Annotated in this window: 19 protein-coding genes and 1 pseudogene; 14 read left to right on the top strand and 6 right to left on the bottom strand. The window is 72.9% G+C overall.

The window, feature by feature from the left end:
* Positions 1–127: 127 nt before the first annotated feature.
* Complete coding sequence (locus ACWH4W_RS29920; protein WP_473078927.1) at positions 128–1,924, bottom strand: AMP-dependent synthetase/ligase; 1,797 nt, start codon at positions 1,922–1,924, stop codon at positions 128–130.
* A gap of 296 nt (positions 1,925–2,220) precedes the next feature.
* Here ACWH4W_RS29920 and ACWH4W_RS29915 point away from each other — a divergent pair, with 296 nt between their 5' ends.
* From ACWH4W_RS29915 to ACWH4W_RS29895, 5 genes are all read left to right on the top strand, one after another.
* Positions 2,221–3,018, top strand: a complete 798-nt coding sequence (locus tag ACWH4W_RS29915; protein WP_473078926.1) for a metallophosphoesterase family protein — start codon at positions 2,221–2,223, stop codon at positions 3,016–3,018.
* A gap of 143 nt (positions 3,019–3,161) precedes the next feature.
* On the top strand, positions 3,162–3,605 hold the full coding sequence (locus ACWH4W_RS29910) for an SRPBCC family protein (RefSeq protein WP_473078925.1): 444 nt from the start codon (positions 3,162–3,164) through the stop codon (positions 3,603–3,605).
* A 241-nt stretch (positions 3,606–3,846) separates the two neighbouring features.
* Complete coding sequence (locus ACWH4W_RS29905; protein ID WP_473078924.1) at positions 3,847–4,998, top strand: ArsA family ATPase; 1,152 nt, start codon at positions 3,847–3,849, stop codon at positions 4,996–4,998.
* Between the two features lie 58 nt (positions 4,999–5,056).
* Positions 5,057–5,629: a DUF5304 domain-containing protein gene (locus ACWH4W_RS29900; protein WP_473078923.1), complete on the top strand. Its 573-nt coding sequence runs from the start codon at positions 5,057–5,059 to the stop codon at positions 5,627–5,629.
* 117 nt (positions 5,630–5,746) lie between these two features.
* Positions 5,747–6,700 carry an ROK family glucokinase gene (locus tag ACWH4W_RS29895; RefSeq protein WP_473078922.1) on the top strand — a complete coding sequence of 318 codons (954 nt, stop codon included), beginning with the start codon at positions 5,747–5,749 and terminating at the stop codon, positions 6,698–6,700.
* 148 nt (positions 6,701–6,848) lie between these two features.
* Here ACWH4W_RS29895 and ACWH4W_RS29890 read toward each other — a convergent pair whose 3' ends face one another.
* On the bottom strand, positions 6,849–7,046 hold the full coding sequence (locus ACWH4W_RS29890; protein WP_473078921.1) for a hypothetical protein: 198 nt from the start codon (positions 7,044–7,046) through the stop codon (positions 6,849–6,851).
* Positions 7,047–7,081: 35 nt separating this feature from the next.
* Between ACWH4W_RS29890 and ACWH4W_RS29885 the strand changes: the two are divergent.
* The 4 genes and pseudogenes from ACWH4W_RS29885 to ACWH4W_RS29870 all read left to right on the top strand — a co-directional run bounded on the left by ACWH4W_RS29885 (position 7,082) and on the right by ACWH4W_RS29870 (position 9,078).
* A pseudogene (locus ACWH4W_RS29885) lies at positions 7,082–7,904 on the top strand (helix-turn-helix domain-containing protein).
* Positions 7,901–8,086, top strand: coding sequence for a DUF397 domain-containing protein (locus ACWH4W_RS29880; RefSeq protein WP_473078920.1), 186 nt, complete (start codon positions 7,901–7,903; stop codon positions 8,084–8,086). Before ACWH4W_RS29885 ends, ACWH4W_RS29880 begins: the two are co-directional and overlap by 4 nt.
* Positions 8,086–8,283, top strand: coding sequence for a DUF397 domain-containing protein (locus ACWH4W_RS29875; protein ID WP_473078919.1), 198 nt, complete (start codon positions 8,086–8,088; stop codon positions 8,281–8,283). Before ACWH4W_RS29880 ends, ACWH4W_RS29875 begins: the two co-directional genes overlap by 1 nt.
* Positions 8,284–8,319: 36 nt before the next feature.
* A complete protein-coding gene (locus ACWH4W_RS29870) occupies positions 8,320–9,078 on the top strand; it encodes an endonuclease/exonuclease/phosphatase family protein (RefSeq protein ID WP_473078918.1) in 759 nt (252 codons plus the stop codon).
* A gap of 100 nt (positions 9,079–9,178) precedes the next feature.
* Here ACWH4W_RS29870 and ACWH4W_RS29865 read toward each other — a convergent pair whose 3' ends face one another.
* Both ACWH4W_RS29865 and ACWH4W_RS29860 read right to left on the bottom strand, forming a co-directional pair.
* Positions 9,179–9,769, bottom strand: coding sequence for a hypothetical protein (locus tag ACWH4W_RS29865; RefSeq protein ID WP_473078917.1), 591 nt, complete (start codon positions 9,767–9,769; stop codon positions 9,179–9,181).
* The gene (locus ACWH4W_RS29860) at positions 9,762–10,559 is read right to left on the bottom strand and encodes an alpha/beta hydrolase (protein WP_473078916.1); all 798 of its coding nucleotides are present in this window, start codon (positions 10,557–10,559) and stop codon (positions 9,762–9,764) included. Before ACWH4W_RS29860 ends, ACWH4W_RS29865 begins: the two co-directional genes overlap by 8 nt.
* A gap of 197 nt (positions 10,560–10,756) precedes the next feature.
* On the opposite strand from ACWH4W_RS29860, the gene ACWH4W_RS29855 reads away from it, so the two are divergent.
* The 4 genes from ACWH4W_RS29855 to ACWH4W_RS29840 all read left to right on the top strand — a co-directional run bounded on the left by ACWH4W_RS29855 (position 10,757) and on the right by ACWH4W_RS29840 (position 14,751).
* On the top strand, positions 10,757–11,560 hold the full coding sequence (locus tag ACWH4W_RS29855) for a lysophospholipid acyltransferase family protein (RefSeq protein WP_473079291.1): 804 nt from the start codon (positions 10,757–10,759) through the stop codon (positions 11,558–11,560).
* A 35-nt stretch (positions 11,561–11,595) separates the two neighbouring features.
* A complete protein-coding gene (macS, locus tag ACWH4W_RS29850; RefSeq protein ID WP_473078915.1) occupies positions 11,596–12,843 on the top strand; it encodes a MacS family sensor histidine kinase in 1,248 nt (415 codons plus the stop codon).
* A gap of 8 nt (positions 12,844–12,851) precedes the next feature.
* Entirely contained in the window at positions 12,852–13,544 is a 693-nt protein-coding gene (locus ACWH4W_RS29845; protein WP_473078914.1) for a response regulator, read from the top strand.
* A gap of 211 nt (positions 13,545–13,755) precedes the next feature.
* Positions 13,756–14,751 (top strand): 2-hydroxyacid dehydrogenase, encoded by a 996-nt coding sequence (locus ACWH4W_RS29840; protein ID WP_473078913.1) that lies wholly within the window; start codon positions 13,756–13,758, stop codon positions 14,749–14,751.
* A 61-nt stretch (positions 14,752–14,812) separates the two neighbouring features.
* On the opposite strand, the gene ACWH4W_RS29835 is transcribed toward ACWH4W_RS29840, so the two are convergent.
* Positions 14,813–16,723, bottom strand: a complete 1,911-nt coding sequence (locus ACWH4W_RS29835; protein ID WP_473078912.1) for an anthranilate synthase family protein — start codon at positions 16,721–16,723, stop codon at positions 14,813–14,815.
* Positions 16,724–16,829: 106 nt separating this feature from the next.
* On the bottom strand, positions 16,830–16,886 hold the full coding sequence (locus ACWH4W_RS29830) for a trp operon leader peptide (RefSeq protein WP_351712869.1): 57 nt from the start codon (positions 16,884–16,886) through the stop codon (positions 16,830–16,832).
* A 171-nt stretch (positions 16,887–17,057) separates the two neighbouring features.
* Between ACWH4W_RS29830 and ACWH4W_RS29825 the strand changes: the two genes are divergently transcribed.
* Positions 17,058–18,413 carry a class II 3-deoxy-7-phosphoheptulonate synthase gene (locus ACWH4W_RS29825; RefSeq protein WP_473078911.1) on the top strand — a complete coding sequence of 452 codons (1,356 nt, stop codon included), beginning with the start codon at positions 17,058–17,060 and terminating at the stop codon, positions 18,411–18,413.
* The last annotated feature ends 105 nt before the right edge of the window (positions 18,414–18,518 follow it).

Here is an 18,518-nt window from a genome sequence, read left to right as displayed (position 1 = left end):
ACCGCCACTCCTCTAGGGGCGCGGGGAACTGCGCGCTCAGTCCTCACGGTGCGGCGCCTGCGTCACGGGCGGGACCGCTCCTCCAGGGGCGCGGGGAACTGCGCGCCCAACCCCCCGTACAGGCACCCTACTTCGCGTAGATCGCCTCGATCTCGTGCGCGTAATCCTTGGCCACGACATTCCGCTTCAGCTTCAGCGACGGCGTCAGATGCCCCGACTCCTCCGTGAACTGGGCCGGAAGGATCCGGAACTTCCGCACCGACTCCGCCTTCGACACCGCCGCGTTCCCGTCGTTCACCGCATCCTGGACCGCCGCCAGCAGATCCGGGTCCTCGCACAGCGACGCCGCCGTCGACCCCGCCGGCTTGCCGTGCTCCGCGCACCAGCGGCCCAGGAACTCCTCGTCGATGGTGATGAGCGCGCCCACGAACGGCCGCCCGTCGCCGACCACCATGCACTCCGCGACCAGCGCGTGCGCCCGGATGCGGTCCTCGATGACCGCCGGGGCGACGTTCTTGCCGCCGGCCGTCACCAGGATCTCCTTCTTCCGGCCGGTGATCCGCAGATAGCCGTCCTCGTCCAGGGTGCCGATGTCCCCGGTGTGGAACCAGCCGTCGGCCAGCACCTCGGCGGTCGCGGCCGGGTTGTTCCAGTACTCCTTGAACAGGTGCTCGCCGTGCAGCAGCACCTCGCCGTCGTCCGCTATGCGCACGACCGAGCCGGGCAGCGGCTGGCCGACCGTGCCGATCTTCTGCCGGTCCCACGGGTTGAAGGCGGTGGCCGCGCAGGACTCGGTCAGACCGTAACCTTCCAGCACGCTGAAGCCGATGCCGCGGAAGAAGTGGCCCAGGCGCTCGCCGAGCGGGGCGCCGCCGGAGATGGCGTGCTCGCCGCGTCCGCCCAGCACCGCGCGGAGCTTGCCGTAGACCAGCTTGTCGAAGAGCTTGTGCTTGATCCTCAGGCCGAACGACGGGCCCGACGGGGTGTCCAGCGCCTGGCTGTAGGCGATCGCGGTGTCCGCCGCCTTGTCGAAGATCTTGCCCTTGCCCTCGCCCTGCGCCTTGGCGCGCGCCGAGTTGTAGACCTTCTCGAAGACCCGCGGCACACCGAGGATCAGCGTCGGCCGGAACGCGGCCAGCTCGTCGGTGAGGTTCTTGATGTCGGGCACGCAGCCCACCTTGATCGGCGCCATCATCGGCGCGATCTGCACCATCCGCCCGAAGACGTGGGCGAGCGGGAGGAACAGCAGCACGGAGCACTCACCGGTGCGGAACAGCGGGCGCAGCCGCTCCACGATGTTGCCGCACTCGGCGAAGAAGCTGCGGTGGGTCAGCACGCAGCCCTTGGGGCGACCGGTGGTGCCGGAGGTGTAGACGATGGTCGCCGGGTCGTCGGCCTTGGCGACCGAGCAGCGCTCCTCCACCGTCCCGTCACCGACGTCCGCGCCGAGGCGGCCCAGCTCCGCCAGACCGCCGCCCTCGATCTGCCACACGTTCTCCAGCGCGGGCAGCCGGTCGCGCACGGACTCCACGGTGGCCGCGTGGGTGTCGAGCTCCACGAGGCACGCGGTGGCGCCGGAGTCACCGAGGATCCACGCCACCTGCTCCGCCGAACTGGTCTCGTACACCGGCACGGTGATCGCGCCGGCGCTCCAGATCGCGAAGTCCAGCAGTGTCCACTCGTAACGGGTGCGGGACATCAGGCCCACCCGGTCGCCGGGCTGCACGCCCGCGGCGATCAGGCCCTTGGCGGCGGCCCGCACCTCCGCGAGGAAGGCCGCGGCCGTCACGTCCTGCCACGTTCCGCCGACCTTGCGGGCCATGACGGCGACATCGGGATGCCGCGCGGCGTTTCTGCGGACGATGTCGGTCAGATTGCCGTCCGCAGGGACCTCGTACAGGGCCGGAAGGCTGAACTCGCGCAAGACTGCTGCTCCTCTTAGGGCGCCGGCGCCACGACGTTGTGCGATGCGACGGTGCGGTCCAAGGCTCGGGCGGGTGCTCGCGAATTCACTGGTTGAAATCCCGAGCACGACTGGACTGCCCGGACGTTACCCGCCGGTATGCCCGTCCCGACAGGGGGCCCCTGCCAGATGTTCGCTGCGTCACACAGGTTGGTGTTTCATCGCGCACAGTAGTCCACGGCCGGAGCGACGAGCCAGTAACCGCAGGTAGGCCCGCCATTGTTCAGGTATGCCCCACAGGATTACGCTTGATCACCATGGCATCCACACCCGGCGGGGGCCGGCGCACCCGCGTCCACGTGGTCAGCGACGTACACGGCAACGCGACCGGCCTCGCCCGGGCGAAGGAGGGCGCCGACGCCCTGGTCTGCCTCGGTGACCTGGTGCTGTTCCTCGACTACGCCGACCACTCGCGCGGCATCTTCCCCGACCTGTTCGGCACGGAGAACGCCCACCGCATCGTGGAGCTGCGCACCGCCCGCCGCTTCGAGGAGGCGCGCGCGTTCCAGCGCGGGCTGTGGGCCGGCGTCGGCGTCGACCGCGCCACGGCGATCGAGACGGCGGTGCGCAAGCAGTACGCCGAGCTGTTCGCCGCCTTCCCCACCCCCACGTACGCCACCTACGGCAACGTCGACGTGCCGCCCCTGTGGCGGGAGTACGCGGGCCCCGGCACCACCGTGCTGGACGGGCAGCGGGTGGAGATCGGAGGCTGGACCTTCGGCTTCGTCGGCGGCGGCCTGCGCACCCCCATGAGCACGCCGTACGAGATCGACGACGAGGAGTACGCGGCGAAGATCGAGGCCGTCGGCGAGGTCGACGTGCTGTGCACGCACATCCCGCCGGAGGTGCCGGAGCTGGTCTACGACACCGTCGCCCGCCGCTTCGAACGCGGCAGCGTGGCGCTGCTCGACGCGATACGCCGGACCCGCCCCCGCTACTCCCTGTTCGGCCACGTCCACCAGCCGCTGGTGCGACGGATGCGGATCGGCGTCACCGAATGCGTCAACGTGGGGCACTTCGCGAGCACCGGACGGCCCTGGGCGCTGGAGTTCTGAGACCGCCCGGAGCGCGGACCGCCCCAGGTCGGGTGAGCTCGGCCGGCGCGGTGCGCGATAGCCTTCCGCTGCACGCGCGTGCGCTGCCCGGCCCACGCACGGCGAGGACGACCTACCGGCCCGCATCTGGAGGAGCCACGGCGATGGCGGAACACACCAGCTCGAGCATCACCATCGAGGCGGCACCGGCCGACGTGATGGGGGTGATCGCCGACTTCGCCCGCTACCCGGACTGGACGGGCGAGGTGAAGGAGGCGGAGGTCCTCAGGACCGACGCCGAGGGCCGCGCCGAGCAGGTGCGCCTGGTCATGGACGCCGGCGCGATCAAGGACGACCAGACCCTGGCGTACACCTGGAGCGGCCCGCACGAGGTCTCCTGGACGCTGGTGAAGTCCCAGATGCTCCGCTCCCTCGACGGCTCCTACGTCCTCACCCCGGCGGGCGCGGGCACGACGGAGGTCACCTACCGGCTGACCGTCGACGTCAAGATCCCCATGCTCGGCATGATCAAGCGCAAGGCGGAGAAGGTCATCATCGACCGCGCGCTGGCGGGCCTGAAGAAGCGCGTGGAATCCGGCGCCGCGTAGCCGCCTCCGGCGCGCGTCGTCCCGGGTACGCCCCGGTGCACCGTGGTGCCGGGTGCGCGGCCCGGCCCGGCCCGCGCGGGTCGGACGCCTGGCCGCGAGGCACGGTGCGGGGTCGGGAGCGCGAGCTCCCCGGTGCGCGGGGCGGTCCGCCCTGTGCGGCGGAGGGCGGGTGCGCCGGCGTGCCTCCGCACACGAGGCGCGCGTGCCGTGCGCGCACGACCGGCCGGTAGCGTTCACCTCCATGCGCACCCTCCTGATCACGGGTCCCGGCGGCAGCGGCCGCACCACCGTCGCGGCCGCCACCGCGTACGCCGCCGCCCGGGGAGGCGCCCGCACGCTGTTGCTCGGGACCGACCCGGCGGACAGCCTGGGGCCGGTGCTCGGGGACGTGGACGTGCCGGGGCTCACCGTGCGGCGGGTCGATCCGGACGCGGGGTTCCGGGCGGACCTCGCCGCGCTGCAGGAGCGGGCCGGCGGTGCGCTGGACCTGCTCGGCGCCTCCCGCCTGGCGCCCGAGGAGACCAGCCCGCTCCCCGGCGCCGAGGAACTCGCCGTGCTGCGCGCCCTGCGGGACGCCGCCGTCTCCGAGGAGGCGTACGACCTCCTGGTCGTCGATCTTCCGGCCACCCCGCGGGCCGTCTCCCTGCTCGCCCTGCCCGAGGAGCTCCGCCGCGTCCTGCGCCGGCTGCTGCCGCCCGAGCGGCAGGCGGCCCGCGCGCTGCGGCCGGTGCTGGGGCGGCTCGCCGGCGTCCCGATGCCCGCGGAGTGGATCCACGAGACCGCCGCCCGCCTCGACCTCCAGCTCGCCGCCGTCGAGGCCCTCCTCGCGGACCGCGGCACCGCCGTACGCCTGGTCGTCGAACCGGGGCCGGCCGGCGCCGACGCCCTGCGCACCGCCTCCCTCGGCGTCGCCCTGCGCGGACTGCGCCTGGACGCGGTCGTCGCCAGTCGCGTCCTGCCGGAGAACGACGCCGCCGGCTGGCTGGCCGGACCCGTCGCCCAGCAGCGCAAGGCCCTCGACGAGTGGCGTGCGGAGCACGCCGTGCATCCCGTCGCCCACCTCGGCCGCGACCCGCGCGGCGCCGACGACCTCGCCGCCCTCGCGGTGCCCGCCGCCCCCACGGCCACCGGACCCGTCGAGTGGCCGGTCGACGACCGCATCCGGGAGGACGGCGTCCTGGTCTGGCGCCTCCCCCTGCCCGGCGCCCGCCGCGACGCCCTCGACCTCGTCCGCCGCGGTGACGAACTGACCGTCACCGCCGGGCCGTTCCGCCGCGTCGTGCCGCTGCCCTCCGCGCTGCGCCGCTGCACCGTCGACGGCGCCGCCCTGCGCGAGGGCGAGCTGCGCCTCAGGTTCCGGCCCGATCCGGAGCTCTGGCCGCGCACCCGGTGAAGCCGCGGCGGCCGTTCGGGTACCGTCGAGGGGGCCACCCGCAGTCAAGGAGTCCGTCATGAGCGAACAGCTCCCCCCGCCCGACGACACCGGGAACGAGGCCGGGAAGCAGGTCGGGGACGACACCCTCGGCACGCCGGCGGACGACGCCCGCACGGACCGCGCCGAGACGCCCGCCGCAGCGCCCTCCGAGGTGCACGCCGACGCCTGGGCCACCGCCGCCGCCGAGGACCTCGAGGCGGAACGGGCCCGCCGCCGCGCCCGCCACGGCACGCCCCCCGGCTCCGCCGCCGAGGAACTGAGGAAGCTCGTCGACGCGGTCGCCGACAAGCTCTCCGAACTGCCGTCCCCGCTGCTCGGCGCGGTCGCCGGACCCGCCGCCCAGCAGGTCGTCCGCCAGGTCGTGCAGCAGGCGAAGGCCGCCGTCGAACCCGTCATCGAACGCAACCCCGACGTGTTCGACCACCTCGCCGCCGCCGGCAGCGAACTCCTCGCCGCCTACCGCTCCGCCGTGCAGGACCAGGAGCGCCGCTGGACGGCGCGCGACACCCCGCCGCGCGACCCCGGCGAGCGCCGTGACCCCGGGGACGACCCCGGCGCCGGCCCCGGCGAGCGCATCGACCTGGACTGAGCGCACCCCGGACCCTCCCGGCCGAACGGGGCCGCCCGGCCTGCGGACACAAGGACGGCGAGCCCGTCCCCTCGGGTACCGTTGGCGTAGCGGGGCTCGACCGAAACTGAGGGATTCATGGGACTCACCATCGGCGTCGACATCGGCGGCACCAAGATCGCGGCCGGCGTGGTCGACGAGGAAGGCACCATCCTCTCGACCCACAAGGTGCCGACCCCGGGCACGCCCGAGGAGATCGTGGACGCCATCGCCTCCGCGGTGGAGGGAGCACGCGCCGGACACGACATCGTCGGCGTGGGCATCGGCGCGGCCGGATACGTCAACCGCCAGCGCTCCGAGGTCTACTTCGCCCCCAACATCCACTGGCGCAACGAGCCGCTCAAGGAGAAGGTCGAGGCCCGCGTGGGCCTCCCGGTCGTCGTGGAGAACGACGCCAACGCGGCGGCCTGGGGCGAGTACAAGTTCGGCGCGGGCAAGGGCCACCGCAACGTCATCTGCATCACGCTCGGCACCGGCCTCGGCGGCGGCGTGATCATCGGCAACAAGCTGCGCCGCGGCCACTTCGGCGTGGCCGCCGAGTTCGGCCACATCCGCATGGTGCCGGACGGCCTGCTGTGCGGCTGCGGCTCGCAGGGCTGCTGGGAGCAGTACGCCTCCGGCCGCGCCCTCGTCCGCTACGCCAAGCAGCGCGCCAACGCCACCCCGGACCAGGCCCAGACCCTGCTCTCGCTCGGCGACGGCACCCCCGAGGGCATCGAGGGCAAGCACGTCTCCATGGCCGCCCGCCAGGGCGACCGGGTGGCCGTGGACTCCTACCGCGAACTGGCCCGCTGGGTCGGCGCGGGCCTGGCCGACCTGGCCTCCCTGTTCGACCCCTCCGCCTTCATCGTCGGCGGCGGCCTCTCCGACGAGGGCGAACTGGTCCTCGGCCCGATCCGCAAGTCGTACCGCCGCTGGCTGGTCGGCGGCAACTGGCGTCCGGTCGCCGACGTCCTCGGCGCCCGGCTCGGCAACAAGGCGGGTCTGGTCGGCGCGGCCGACCTCGCCCGCGAGCCCGACCCGATCATGTAACTCCTGCCCTCACGCACGGCTGCGCCCGCCTGCTCCCCTCCCCGGGGGGGGCGGCGGGCGCAGCCGTGTCTCGTAGGAAAACCGATCTCGGCAGGCCGAGCGCCTGCCGATCACAGGTGTCAGGTTTGGCGTGTGGTCCTGTCGCGTGTCAGCTGAATGCCTGGAAGGCGAGCCAGCCGGAGGAACCGACGGTGACGGGTGTGCCGTGACCGCTGGTGGTGACAGTGGGATAGAAGTACAAGCCGCTGCCCGTATCGGGACTGTTGGCCCAGAGGTCCGGTGTGCCGTTGTTGTCGGCATCCGCGGGGGAGGTGATCAGCGTTGGCTGCGCGTTGTACGGCTGCACGGTGTGCCGGTAACGCGACAAGGGGGTCGTCGTCCATGGCGAACGGCAGCACGCTTGAGTCGTCCGACAGTCTCAAGGCATTCGGGGCGGCCTTGAAGGCGTTCAGGGAACGTGCCCTGATGACACAGGAGCAGCTCGCCGAACGGCTCAACTACTCACACGCGTCCGTCGCTTCGGTCGAGCAGGGGCGGCGCATGCCGGCCGCCGCCTTCGTCGAGCGGGCGGAGGAGGAGCTGGAGGCGTTCGGGGTGTTGCGGGCCCATGGTCCGGCACCTCGGGCGGCAGCGCGGGTTGGCGGTGCGGTTCCGGGAGTGGGCCCAGCTGGAGGGGATGGCGGTCGGGCTGTGCACGTACGAGTGCCGGGTGGTGCCGGGACTGCTCCAGACCGAGGCGTACACCCGCGCCGTGATGCTCAACGTGCCGCCTCCGCCCAGCGAGGAGCAACTGGAGCAGCGGATCGCCGCCCGGCTGGCGCGACAGGAACTGCTCCGGCGCCGGCCGCCGATCGCGTTCAGTTTCATCGTCGAGGAGGCGGTGCTGCTGCGGCACACGGGTGGGGAGGATGTCACCCGGGAGCTGGTCGACCATCTCCTCGCGACCACCGAGTTGTGGAACGTGGAGTTGCAGATCATGCCGTTGCGGCAGCCGTATCACGCGGGGGCGGATGGGCCTATGCAGCTCCTTGAGACCTCGGAGCGGCAGTGGGTGGGGTACTCGGAGGGGCAGAAGACGGGACAGCTCGTCTGTGACCGAGAAGCAGTGAGCGTCATGCAGATGCGCTAGGCCAAGATGCGCTCACAGGCCTTGCCCCCAGCGGACTCGGTGGAGTTGTTGCAGCGGATGCGAGGAGCGCGATGAGCACCTACAGCGAGCTGGACTGGTTCAAAAGCAGCTACAGCGGGTCCGAAGGCGACAGTTGTGTGGAGGTGGCGCACGCACCTGGCGCCGTGCATGTGCGCGACTCCAAGACGCAGGACGGACCGCAGCTCGCGGTCTCATCGACTTCCTGGCGCGACTTCATCGGATGCCTGGGGCGCTGATGTGGGGTGCTTCGAGCGCCCACGGCGAGCTGGACTGGTTCAAGAGCAGCTACAGCGGCTCCGAGGGTGACGACTGCGTCGAGATGGCTCATGCGCCCGGCGTCGTGCACGTGCGCGACTCCAAGGAGACGGACGGACCGCGGCTCGCCGTCCGCGCAGCCGCCTGGCGTGACTTCCTCGGCCGTGTGAAGCGCTGACCCGCGTCCGTGCGCGGGGCGGACTATCTTGATCGCATGGCGACGACTCCGCTGCTTCCCGGGTCCCGGACCGACGCCGACGGCTCGGCCGTCGTCCGGGTGCTCAGCTACAACATCCGCTCGATGAAGGACGACACCGCCGCCCTCGCCCGGGTGATCGGCGCCTGCGCGCCCGACCTGGTGCTGCTCCAGGAGGCGCCCCGCTTCTTCCGCTGGCGCAAGAAGCTCGCCCGGCTCGCCTCCGACTCCGGCCTGGTGGTCCTCTCCGGCGGGGCCACCGCCGCGGGGCCCGCCCTGCTGTGCTCCCTGCGTGCCACCGTCGAGCGGACCGAGGACGTGCTGCTGCCGCTCACCCCGGGGCAGCACCGGCGCGGCTTCGCCACCGCCGTCGTGCGGTTCGGCGGGGCCCGGCTCGGCGTGCTGAGCTGCCACCTCTCCCTGCGCGCCGGTGAACGCCACGAGCAGGGCGGGATGCTGCTGGACCGGGTGGCCGGGATGGGCGTGGACCACGTCGTCGCGGGCGGGGACCTCAACGACGAGCCGGCCGGGCGCACCTTCCGGCGGCTGGCCGGCACCCTGACGGACTGCTACACCGCCGCGCCCTGGGGCGGCGAGCACACCTGGGCGCACAGCGACCCGCCCAAGCGCATCGACGCCCTGTTCGTCACGAAGGGCGTCGAGGTGCTGGGCTGCGGCGTGCCGTACGACCAGCCCGGAGTGACGGAGGCGGACCTGAGGACGGCCACCGACCACCTGCCCGTACTGGCCGCCCTCGCCGTGCCCGCGGCTGTCTGACGGCGGTCGGACCACCGCATCCCGGTCCGGGGCGTTGTCGTCGTGTCAGCGGCTGTCCGACGGCGGTCGGACCGTCGCATCCCGGCCAGGGGCGCCGCGGTCAGACCACCGCACCCCGGCCCGGGTCGTCGTCCTCGTCGTCCGGGCGCATCCGCATCACCAGCGTGACCGCGCCGCCCAGGAAGCCGCCGATGCACAGGGTGGTCAGCCACCAGGACATCTCCCAGCCCAGCAGGACCGCCAGCAGGAGCAGCACCGGGGCGCCCAGCACCCCCAGCCAGGCGAACCTGGAGGTCGCGTCCGCCTCCGGCAGCGGCGGCGGCTCCGGCGGTACGAAGTGGCCCTCGTCGCTCTCGTCGAGGTCCTCCTCCGCCGGCTCGGCCACGCTGTAGTCGCGCGGGCCGACCCCCGGCGCGAAGGACACGGAACCGCCCAGCGGCCTGGCCGGAGGCTCCTCCTCAGCCTTCCGCGGCGGCGCCTTGGTCCCGGCGCCGTCCGCGCCGTCCTCGTCGTTGGTCTCGGCCTCCAGCAGCGCCAGGTCCTCCACCGACTTGAACGGCTTGGCGCCCGGCGGGTCCGGCGGCTCCTCGCCGTACCCGGCGACGATCGCCTCCCACGCGGCGGTCTCGTCGAAGGGGACGTCCTTGTCCTCCGGCTCGCGGCCCTCACGGCCCGCGTCGTGCTCAGCCACCTGTGGTCGTCCCTTCCTCGCCGGGACCGGGCTCCCTGACGGCGCCGGGCGCGAGCCGGCCGATGAACGCGGTGCTCTCCCGGAAGATCAGCTCCGCGTCGTGGTCCAACGTCGCCACGTGGTAGCTCTGTTCCAGCAGGATCTCCGTCACGTCCACCGACGACACCCGGGAGAGGATGCGCGCCGAGTCCGCGGGCGGCACCACGTGGTCCTGCGGGCTGCGCATCAGCAGCAGCGGCTGCGTGACCTGGGGCAGCTCACGGTCGACGATCCGGAAGAAGGTCCGCAGCGAGTGCGCCGCGTGCAGCGGCACCCGGTCGTACCCCAGCTCCCTGGTCACCGGCTTGGCGATGTCGCTCGCGATGCCCTTGGTCGCCGGGACGAGATGGCGCAGCACCGGAAGGGCGTGCGCGGCCACCCCGTGCACCTTGTTCGCCGGGTTGACCACCAGCACGCCGCTCACCGCGTCGCCGTGCCGCGCCGCCAGCCGCAGCGCCAGCGCGCCGCCCATCGACAGCCCGGCCACGAACACCCGCGCGGAGCGGTCGCGCAGCAGCCGCAGCTCGCGGTCCACCTCCGCGTACCAGTCCTGCCAGCCCGTCACCCCCAGGTCCTGCCAGCGGGTGCCGTGCCCGGGCAGCAGCGGCAGCGACACGGTCAGCCCGCGCTCGGCGAGATGCTCCGCCCACGGGCGCAGCGACTGCGGCGAACCGGTGAAGCCGTGGCAGAGGAGGACTGCGGTCTCCCCGCCCTCGTGGCGCAGCGGCTCGGCTCCGGTCAGGAGCGGCACGTCGGCCTCCTGTTCCTGGGGACTCGTGGAAGGTCCGGCACGTCGTCCCGGCCGGCGCGCGGCCGGCACAGGGATTGCAGGACCTTCACCGTACGCGACCGCACTGACACCGACCAGGGCCGTCGGGGCCCCGGACCGCGCTCCGGGATATGGTCTGACCAACACGCACAGGAGGCACTCGGTTGTTGTACGGCACGATGAAGGTCGCCATCGGGGCGCCGCTGAAGCTCGCCTTCAGGCCCTGGGTGGAAGGCCTGGAGAACGTCCCCGCCGAGGGCCCCGCCATTCTGGCCAGCAACCACCTGTCGTTCTCGGACTCCTTCTTCCTCCCCATCATGCTGGACCGCAAGGTCACCTTCATCGCGAAGGCGGAGTACTTCACCACCCCCGGCGTCAAGGGCAGGATGACGGCGGCCTTCTTCAAGGGCGTCGGCCAGCTCCCCGTGGACCGCTCCGGGGCGCGCGGCGCCGGCGAGGCCGCGATCAGGAGCGGCATAGAGGTGCTGGAGCGCGGCGAGCTGTTCGGGATCTACCCCGAGGGCACCCGTTCGCCCGACGGCCGCCTCTACCGCGGCAAGCCGGGCGGCCTGGCGCGCGTGGCGCTGGCCACCGGGGCGCCGGTCATCCCGGTCGCCATGATCGACACGGAGAAGATCCAGCCCCCGGGGCAGGTCGTGCCCAAGCTGATGCGCCCCGGCATCCGGATCGGCAAGCCCCTCGACTTCACCCGTTACCAGGGCATGGAGCACGACCGCTTCGTGCTCCGCGCGGTGACGGACGAGGTCATGTACGAAATCATGAAGCTGTCCGGTCAGGAGTACGTCGACATGTACGCCACCGCCATGAAGCGGCAGCTCGCCGAGGCGGCCAAGGCCGAGAAGGAAGCCGAGAAGGCCGCCAAGGCAGCCCTCGCCCGGGCCGAGAAGGAGCAGGCGGAGAAGCTGAGGGCGGCCATGGAGCAGGCGGACCGGGGAGGGACCGGGGGGCCGTCCGAGCGGTAGCCGGGCCCGGCACGCACCGGGGGGAGTGGGGGAACATGGTCCAGCGTGACAGAGTCATGCGCATGTCGGTCGAGCAGCCGCTGTGGCGCGCGCTCGCCGGCTACCGCGTCCTGGCCATGATCTACGCGATCGGCCTGTTCGCCGCCGCCCACGACGGGTTCACCCGCCCCTGGCTCGCCGTCGCCTACTTCGCCGTCCTCGGCGTGTGGACCCTCGCCACCCTCCCCAAGGTCGCGAGCGCCGCCGCCTGCACCAAGCCCTTCCTCGCCGTCGACCTCGCCCTCGCGCTCACCGGCATCCTCATCACCCCCGTCACCGACGCCGTCCAGCGCGTCCACGACGGCGGCCCCACCCTGCCCTCCATCTGGACCGCCGGCTCGGTGCTCGCCTTCGCCGTCAAGGGCGGCTGGCGCTGGGCCGCCCTCGCCTCCACCCTGGTCGCCGTCGCCAACCTGGTCGAGCGCGGCACCCCCGCCCGCGACACCGTGCACAACGTCGTCCTCGTCTGGGTCGCCTCCATCGCCATCGGCTACGTCGTCGAGGTCGCCCGCGCCTCCGAGCGCACCCTCGCCCGCGCCCTGGAGATCGAGGCCGCCACCCGGGAACGGGAGCGCCTGGCCCGGGACATCCACGACAGCGTGCTCCAGGTGCTGGCCATGGTGCAGCGGCGCGGCGCCGTCATCGGCGGCGAGGCGGCCGAGCTGGGCCGGCTGGCCGGCGAGCAGGAGGTGGCCCTGCGCACCCTGGTCTCCGGCGGCCTCGCCCCCGTCTCCGTCCCCGTCTCCCGGGCCTCCGAGGACACCGCCCGGGGCGCCGTCGTACGGACCGTGGAGGAGGACGAGCCGCAGGACGACGGGCCGGTGGACCTGCGGTCCCTGCTCGCCCCGCACGCCGGGTCGAGGGTCGGCCTCGCCGAACCCGGCGCGCCCGTGACGCTCGCCCCGGACGCCGCGCGCGAGGTGGCCGCCGCCGTCGGCGCCGCCCTGGACAACGTCCGCCGGCACGCCGGGGAGCAGGCCCGCGCCTGGATCCTGGTGGAGGACGAACCGGACGAGGTGATCGTCACCGTCCGTGACGACGGCCCCGGCATCCCCGAAGGCCGGCTCGCCCAGGCCGAGGGGGAGGGCCGACTCGGCGTGGCCCTGTCCATCCGGGGCCGGCTGCGCGACCTCGGTGGCAGCGCCGAGGTGATCTCCGTGCCCGGACAGGGCACGGAGGTCGAACTCAGGGTGCCCAGGCACCGGCAGGAGACCGACGACCCGCGGGGGAAGGCGAAACAGTGATGAACGGGATGACCGGGACGACCGGGACGACCGGCACGCCGATCAGGGTGATGGTGGTCGACGACCACCCGATGTGGCGGGACGCCGTCGCCCGCGACCTCTCCGAGTCCGGCTTCGAGGTCGTCGCCACCGCCGGGGACGGCGACCAGGCGGTCCGCCGCGCCAAGGCCGCCGTCCCCGACGTCCTCGTCCTCGACCTCAACCTGCCCGGCAAGCCCGGCGTGCAGGTGTGCAAGGAGGTCGTCGCCGCCCACCCCTCCGTCCGTGTGCTGGTGCTCTCCGCCAGCGGCGAGCACGCCGACGTCCTGGAGGCCGTGAAGTCCGGCGCCACCGGCTACCTGCTCAAGTCCGCCTCCACCGAGGAGCTGCGGGACGCCGTGCGCCGCACCGCCACCGGCGATCCGGTGTTCACCCCCGGCCTCGCCGGACTGGTCCTCGGCGAGTACCGCCGCCTCGCCGCCGAACCGGCCGCGCCCGCCGCCGGCGGCGAGGAGCGGAAGGCGCCCCGGCTCACCGAGCGCGAGACCGAGGTGCTGCGCCTGGTGGCCAAGGGCCTGAGCTACAAGCAGATCGCCGAACGCCTCGTCATCTCCCACCGCACCGTGCAGAACCACGTCCAGAACACCCTCGGCAAGCTGCAGCTCCACAACCGGGTGGAACTCGTCCGATACGCCATCGAGCGCGGCCTCGACGACGAGTAGCCGCTCCGACGCCCCGCCTCTTCCCGGGCTTTGCCGTCCCACCCGTGCCTCCCGCGGGGCGCCTCCCCCGGGAGGCGCCCCGCGGACGCCGGGCCGCGCACACCCCCGCCCCGCGACGACACCGGCACCGTGGCCCATCAGGCCCAGGCATCCCCACCCGCGGCCCCGTATCCTCACGGAAAGAAACCGGCGCACACCCCCGGAGGGGCCCGTGGAACTGCTCGCCTTCGGCGTACAAGCCGACGAAAAGCCCCTCATCGAGCGGGCCTTCGCGGACCACCACACCGTCCGCGGCCTGGACGTCTTCCTCAACACGGACACCGCCCCCATCGCCGCCGGCCACGAGGTCATCTCCACCAGCGTCAACTGCGACCTCGGCGCCGACGTCCTGTCGGGTCTCGCCGCCGGCGGCACCCGGATGGTCGCCCAGCGCTCCACCGGCTTCAACAACATCGACCTGGACGTCGCCGAACGCCTCGGCATCACCGTCGCCCGCGTGTCGTCGTACTCGCCGTACTCCGTCGCCGAGTTCGCGTGGACCCTCGCGATGGCGGTCAACCGCCGGATCGTCCGCGCCTCCACCCGCACCCGTGACTTCGACTTCCGGCTGGACGGGCTGATGGGCCGCGACCTGCACGGCCGCACCGCCGGTGTGCTCGGCACCGGGAAGATCGGCGAGGCGTTCGCCCGTATCGCGCACGGTTTCGGCATGCGGCTGCTCGGCTGGGACGTCGCCGAGAACCCCGCCTGCCGTGAACTCGGCATGACGTACGTCTCCAAGGAGCGGTTGCTCGCCGAGTCCGACCTGGTCAGCCTGCACGTCCCGCTGCTGCCGGAGACCCGGCACCTCATCGACGCGACCGCGCTGAAGACCATGCGGGACGACGCGATCCTGGTGAACTCCAGCCGGGGCGGCCTCATCGACACCGCCGCCCTCGTCGACGAACTGCGCGCGGGCCGCTTCACCGGCGTCGGACTGGACGTGTACGAGGCGGAGGCGGGCCTGTTCTTCCTCGACAGGTCCCTGGAGGCCGTCGACGACGACACCCTGGCCCGCCTGGTCACCTTCCCCAACGTCCTGGTCACGTCCCACCAGGCGTACTACACGGTGGACGCCGTCACGCAGATCGTCGCGACGACGGTCGACAACGTCCTCGATTACACCGCGGGCCGCCGCTCCGAGAACGTGCTGGTGCCGCGCGGCTGACGCGTCGTCCCGCGCGGCCGGGGAGCGCACCGTCCTGACGACGGTGACTCCCCAGGACGGGTCACGGCCGCCGGAGCACCGGTTCGGGCATCAGCGCGGCCATGATGCCCGGGCCGTTCAGCGTCAGCACGGACTCGGGATGGAACTGCACGGACGCGAAGCCCGGCCCCCGCAGCGCGTGCACCTCGCCGTTCGCGGAGCGGCTCACCTCGACGCCGTGGGCGGCCAGCTCCCGCGCGGCCTCCTCGTCGCAGTGCGCTGCGAAGCTGTTGTAGAAGCCGACCGTCTCCCGCCGCCCGAACAGGTCGATCTCCGTCTGCGCCCCCTGGTACGGCACCTCCTTGCGGACGATGTCCAGGCCCAGCTCGGCGGCGATCAGCTCGTGGCCGAGGCAGACGCCGAGCACGCCGTGCCGGTGGCCGGCGATCGCCCCGGCGGTCAGCTCGCGCAGGAACCGCATCTTCGGGTCGGCCGTGTCGGAGGGGTCGCCGGGGCCGGGGCCCAGCACCAGCGGGCCCTCGTGCGCCGGCACCGCCTCCCGCAGGCCGGGCTCGTCGTAGCGGCGCACGGTGACCTCCAGCCCGGCCGCCCGCAGCACATGGGCGAGCATCGCGGTGAAGGTGTCCTCCGCGTCCACCACCAGCGCGTGCCCGGTCAGCGCGTCCGACCGCTCCTGCATCCGCAGCCAGAACGGGGCGAGCGAGGCCCGGCGCCCGTCCAGCGCCGCCCGCACCCGCGGATCGTCCGCCAGCTTCGGCCGCGCCGCCTCCGCGCGCGGCCGTCCGGGGCGCACACCCAGCGCGGCCAGCACCCCGGCGGCCTTGGCGTGGGTCTCCGCGACCTCGCCGGCCGGGTCCGAGCCGCGCACCAGCGTGGCGCCGACCGGCACCCGCAGCCGTCCGGCGGCGTCGATGTCTGCGGTGCGGATCAGGATGGGGGAGTCCAGCGTCTGGGCGCCGCCCTCGTCGCGGCCGAGCAGCGCCAGCGCGCCCGCGTAGTAGCCGCGTCCGCCGGTCTCGTGCCGTTCGATCACCCGACAGGCGTTCTGCACCGGCGAGCCGGTGACGGTCGCCGCGAACATGGTCTCCCGCAGCACGTCGCGCACGTCCAGCGAGGACCGGCCGCGCAGCTCGTACTCGGTGTGCGCGAGGTGCGCCATCTCCTTCAGCCGGGGCCCGATCACCACGCCGCCCCTGTCACCGACCGTGCACATCATCTTGAGCTCCTCGTCGACGACCATCGACAGCTCCTCGGTCTCCTTGCCGTCGGCGAGGAAGCGGAGCAGGTGCTCGGGGGCCGGGCCCTCGGCGGGGTAGCGGTAGGTGCCGCTGATCGGGTTCATCACGACGGTCCCGCCGGACGCCCGCACATGCACCTCGGGGCTGGCCCCGACCAGCGTCCGCCCGCCCGTCCCCCGCTCCCGCCCTTCCGGGGAAGGCCCCTCGGACCCCTTCCCCTCACCGGTGTGGACGACGAACGTCCAGTACGCGCCCCGTTCGTCCTCCAGCAGCCGCCGGAACAGCGCGAGCGCGTCGGCCCGCCCGAACCCGGGGACCGCGCCCTCGTACGTCCTGCGGATCACGAAGTTGGCGCCCTCGCCCCGGCCGATCTCCTCGTCGAGGACCCGCCCGACGATCCGCGCGTACTCCTCGTCGCCGACGTCGAAGCCGCCGCCCTCGACCCGCACGTCATGCGCGGGCAGCGCCGCCAGGACCTCGGCGAGCGGGAACGCGTGGCGCTCCTCGGGGGTCAGCACCAGCAGCGGGGTGCCGTCGTCGCGGACGTCGAAGCCGCGCTCGCGGATCTGCCGGAAGGGCACCAGCGCCAGGCCCTCGTCGGGCAGGTCGGCCAGGCGTTCGCGGGCCGTCACCGGGCCGATCAGCAGCTCCACCGTGTCGTGGTCGTGGCCGGGGGTGCGGCGGCGCAGCAGGGCGAAGGGGCGGTCGTCGTGCGGGAGCCGTGCCAGGTCCATGGGGCGTTCCTCGTTTCGTCGCTGTCGTGAGCGGTGAGGAACGGCCCCGGGAACCACCGAAGGCCGCCCCTCGGGCGGCCTTCGCGAAGTCGGTGCGTACGCGCAGTCAGTGGGCCGCCGGAGAAGCGGTCCACCACCAGGTGCGGGTCGAGTGCGCGAACATGGACGGCACGGTACACGATCCCGCCCGTGACGCGTGAGCGTCGGCGCCCAGGACGCTCCCGGCCGGCGCGGGAACGGGCCGGTTCCGGTCCCGCCCGCCCGGCCGGACGGAGCCGTCTCACTGGATGAGCGGGGCGAAAGGCACGCGAAGCGACCGCGTACTGTGGAGCCCGTGACCGTGAACGCTGATTCTCTGAGCGTCGCCGCACAGGCGACATGGCGAAACCTGCCCGCGGCGCAGCAGCCCGAGTACCCGGATGCCCAGGCTCTGCGCGATGTGATCGCCGAGCTGGAAACGTATCCCCCGCTGGTGTTCGCCGGCGAGTGCGACCAGCTGCGCGCCCGTATGGCGGCGGTCGCCCGGGGTGAGGCGTTCCTGCTCCAGGGCGGTGACTGCGCCGAGTCGTTCGACGCGGTGTCCGCCGAGCACATCCGGGCGAAGCTCAAGACCCTGCTCCAGATGGGCGCCGTCCTCACCTACGCGGCCTCCGTGCCCGTGGTGAAGGTCGGGCGGATCGCGGGGCAGTACTCCAAGCCGCGCTCCAAGTCGACCGAGACCCGCGACGGCGTGACGCTGCCGACGTACCGCGGCGACTCGGTGAACGGCTTCGAGTTCACCGAGGAGGCCCGGGTCCCGGACCCCGAGCGGCTGAAGCGCATGTACCACGCGTCGGCGTCCACGCTGAACCTGGTGCGCGCCTTCACCACCGGCGGTTACGCCGACCTGCGCCAGGTGCACGCCTGGAACCAGGACTTCGTGAAGTCGTCGCCGTCCGGCCAGCGCTACGAGCAGCTGGCCCGGGAGATCGACCAGGCGCTGAACTTCATGCGGGCCTGCGGCGCGGAGCCGGAGGAGTTCAAGACCGTCGAGTTCTTCTCGTCGCACGAGGCGCTGCTGCTCGACTACGAGTCGGCGCTCACCCGCGTGGACTCCCGCACGGGCCGGCTGTACGACGTGTCGGCGCACATGGTGTGGATCGGTGAGCGCACCCGGCAGCTGGACCACGCGCACATCGAGTTCGCCTCGCGGATCCGCAACCCGATCGGCATCAAGCTCGGCCCGAACACGACGGCCGAGGAGGCGCTGCAGTACATCGACCGCCTCGACCCGGAGCGGGAGCCCGGCCGGCTGACGTTCATCGTCCGGATGGGCGCGGACAAGATCCGTGACCGGCTCCCCGAGCTGGTGGAGAAGGTGACCGCGTCCGGCGCGACCGTGGCGTGGGTGACGGACCCGATGCACGGCAACACCTTCGAGGCGGCCTCCGGGCACAAGACCCGCCGCTTCGACGACGTGCTCGACGAGGTGAAGGGCTTCTTCGAGGTCCACAAGGAGCTGGGCACCCACCCGGGCGGCATCCACGTGGAGCTCACGGGCGACGACGTCACCGAGTGCGTGGGCGGCGGCGACGAGATCTTCGTCGACGATCTGCACCAGCGCTACGAGACGGCGTGCGACCCGCGGCTGAACCGCAGCCAGTCGCTCGACCTGGCGTTCCTGGTCGCGGAGATGTACCGGGACCAGTGACCGGCTGAGCCGGCCGACGGCCGCCGGGGGTGGGGCGTGTCTCACACGGGATCACGCCCCACCCCCCTTTTGCACCCTTCGAGGGCGCAGGTAAGGTTAGGTTTG

Source organism: Streptomyces sp. DSM 120436 (genome assembly GCF_055778765.1).
This window is presented reverse-complemented; position numbering and strand designations above follow the sequence as displayed.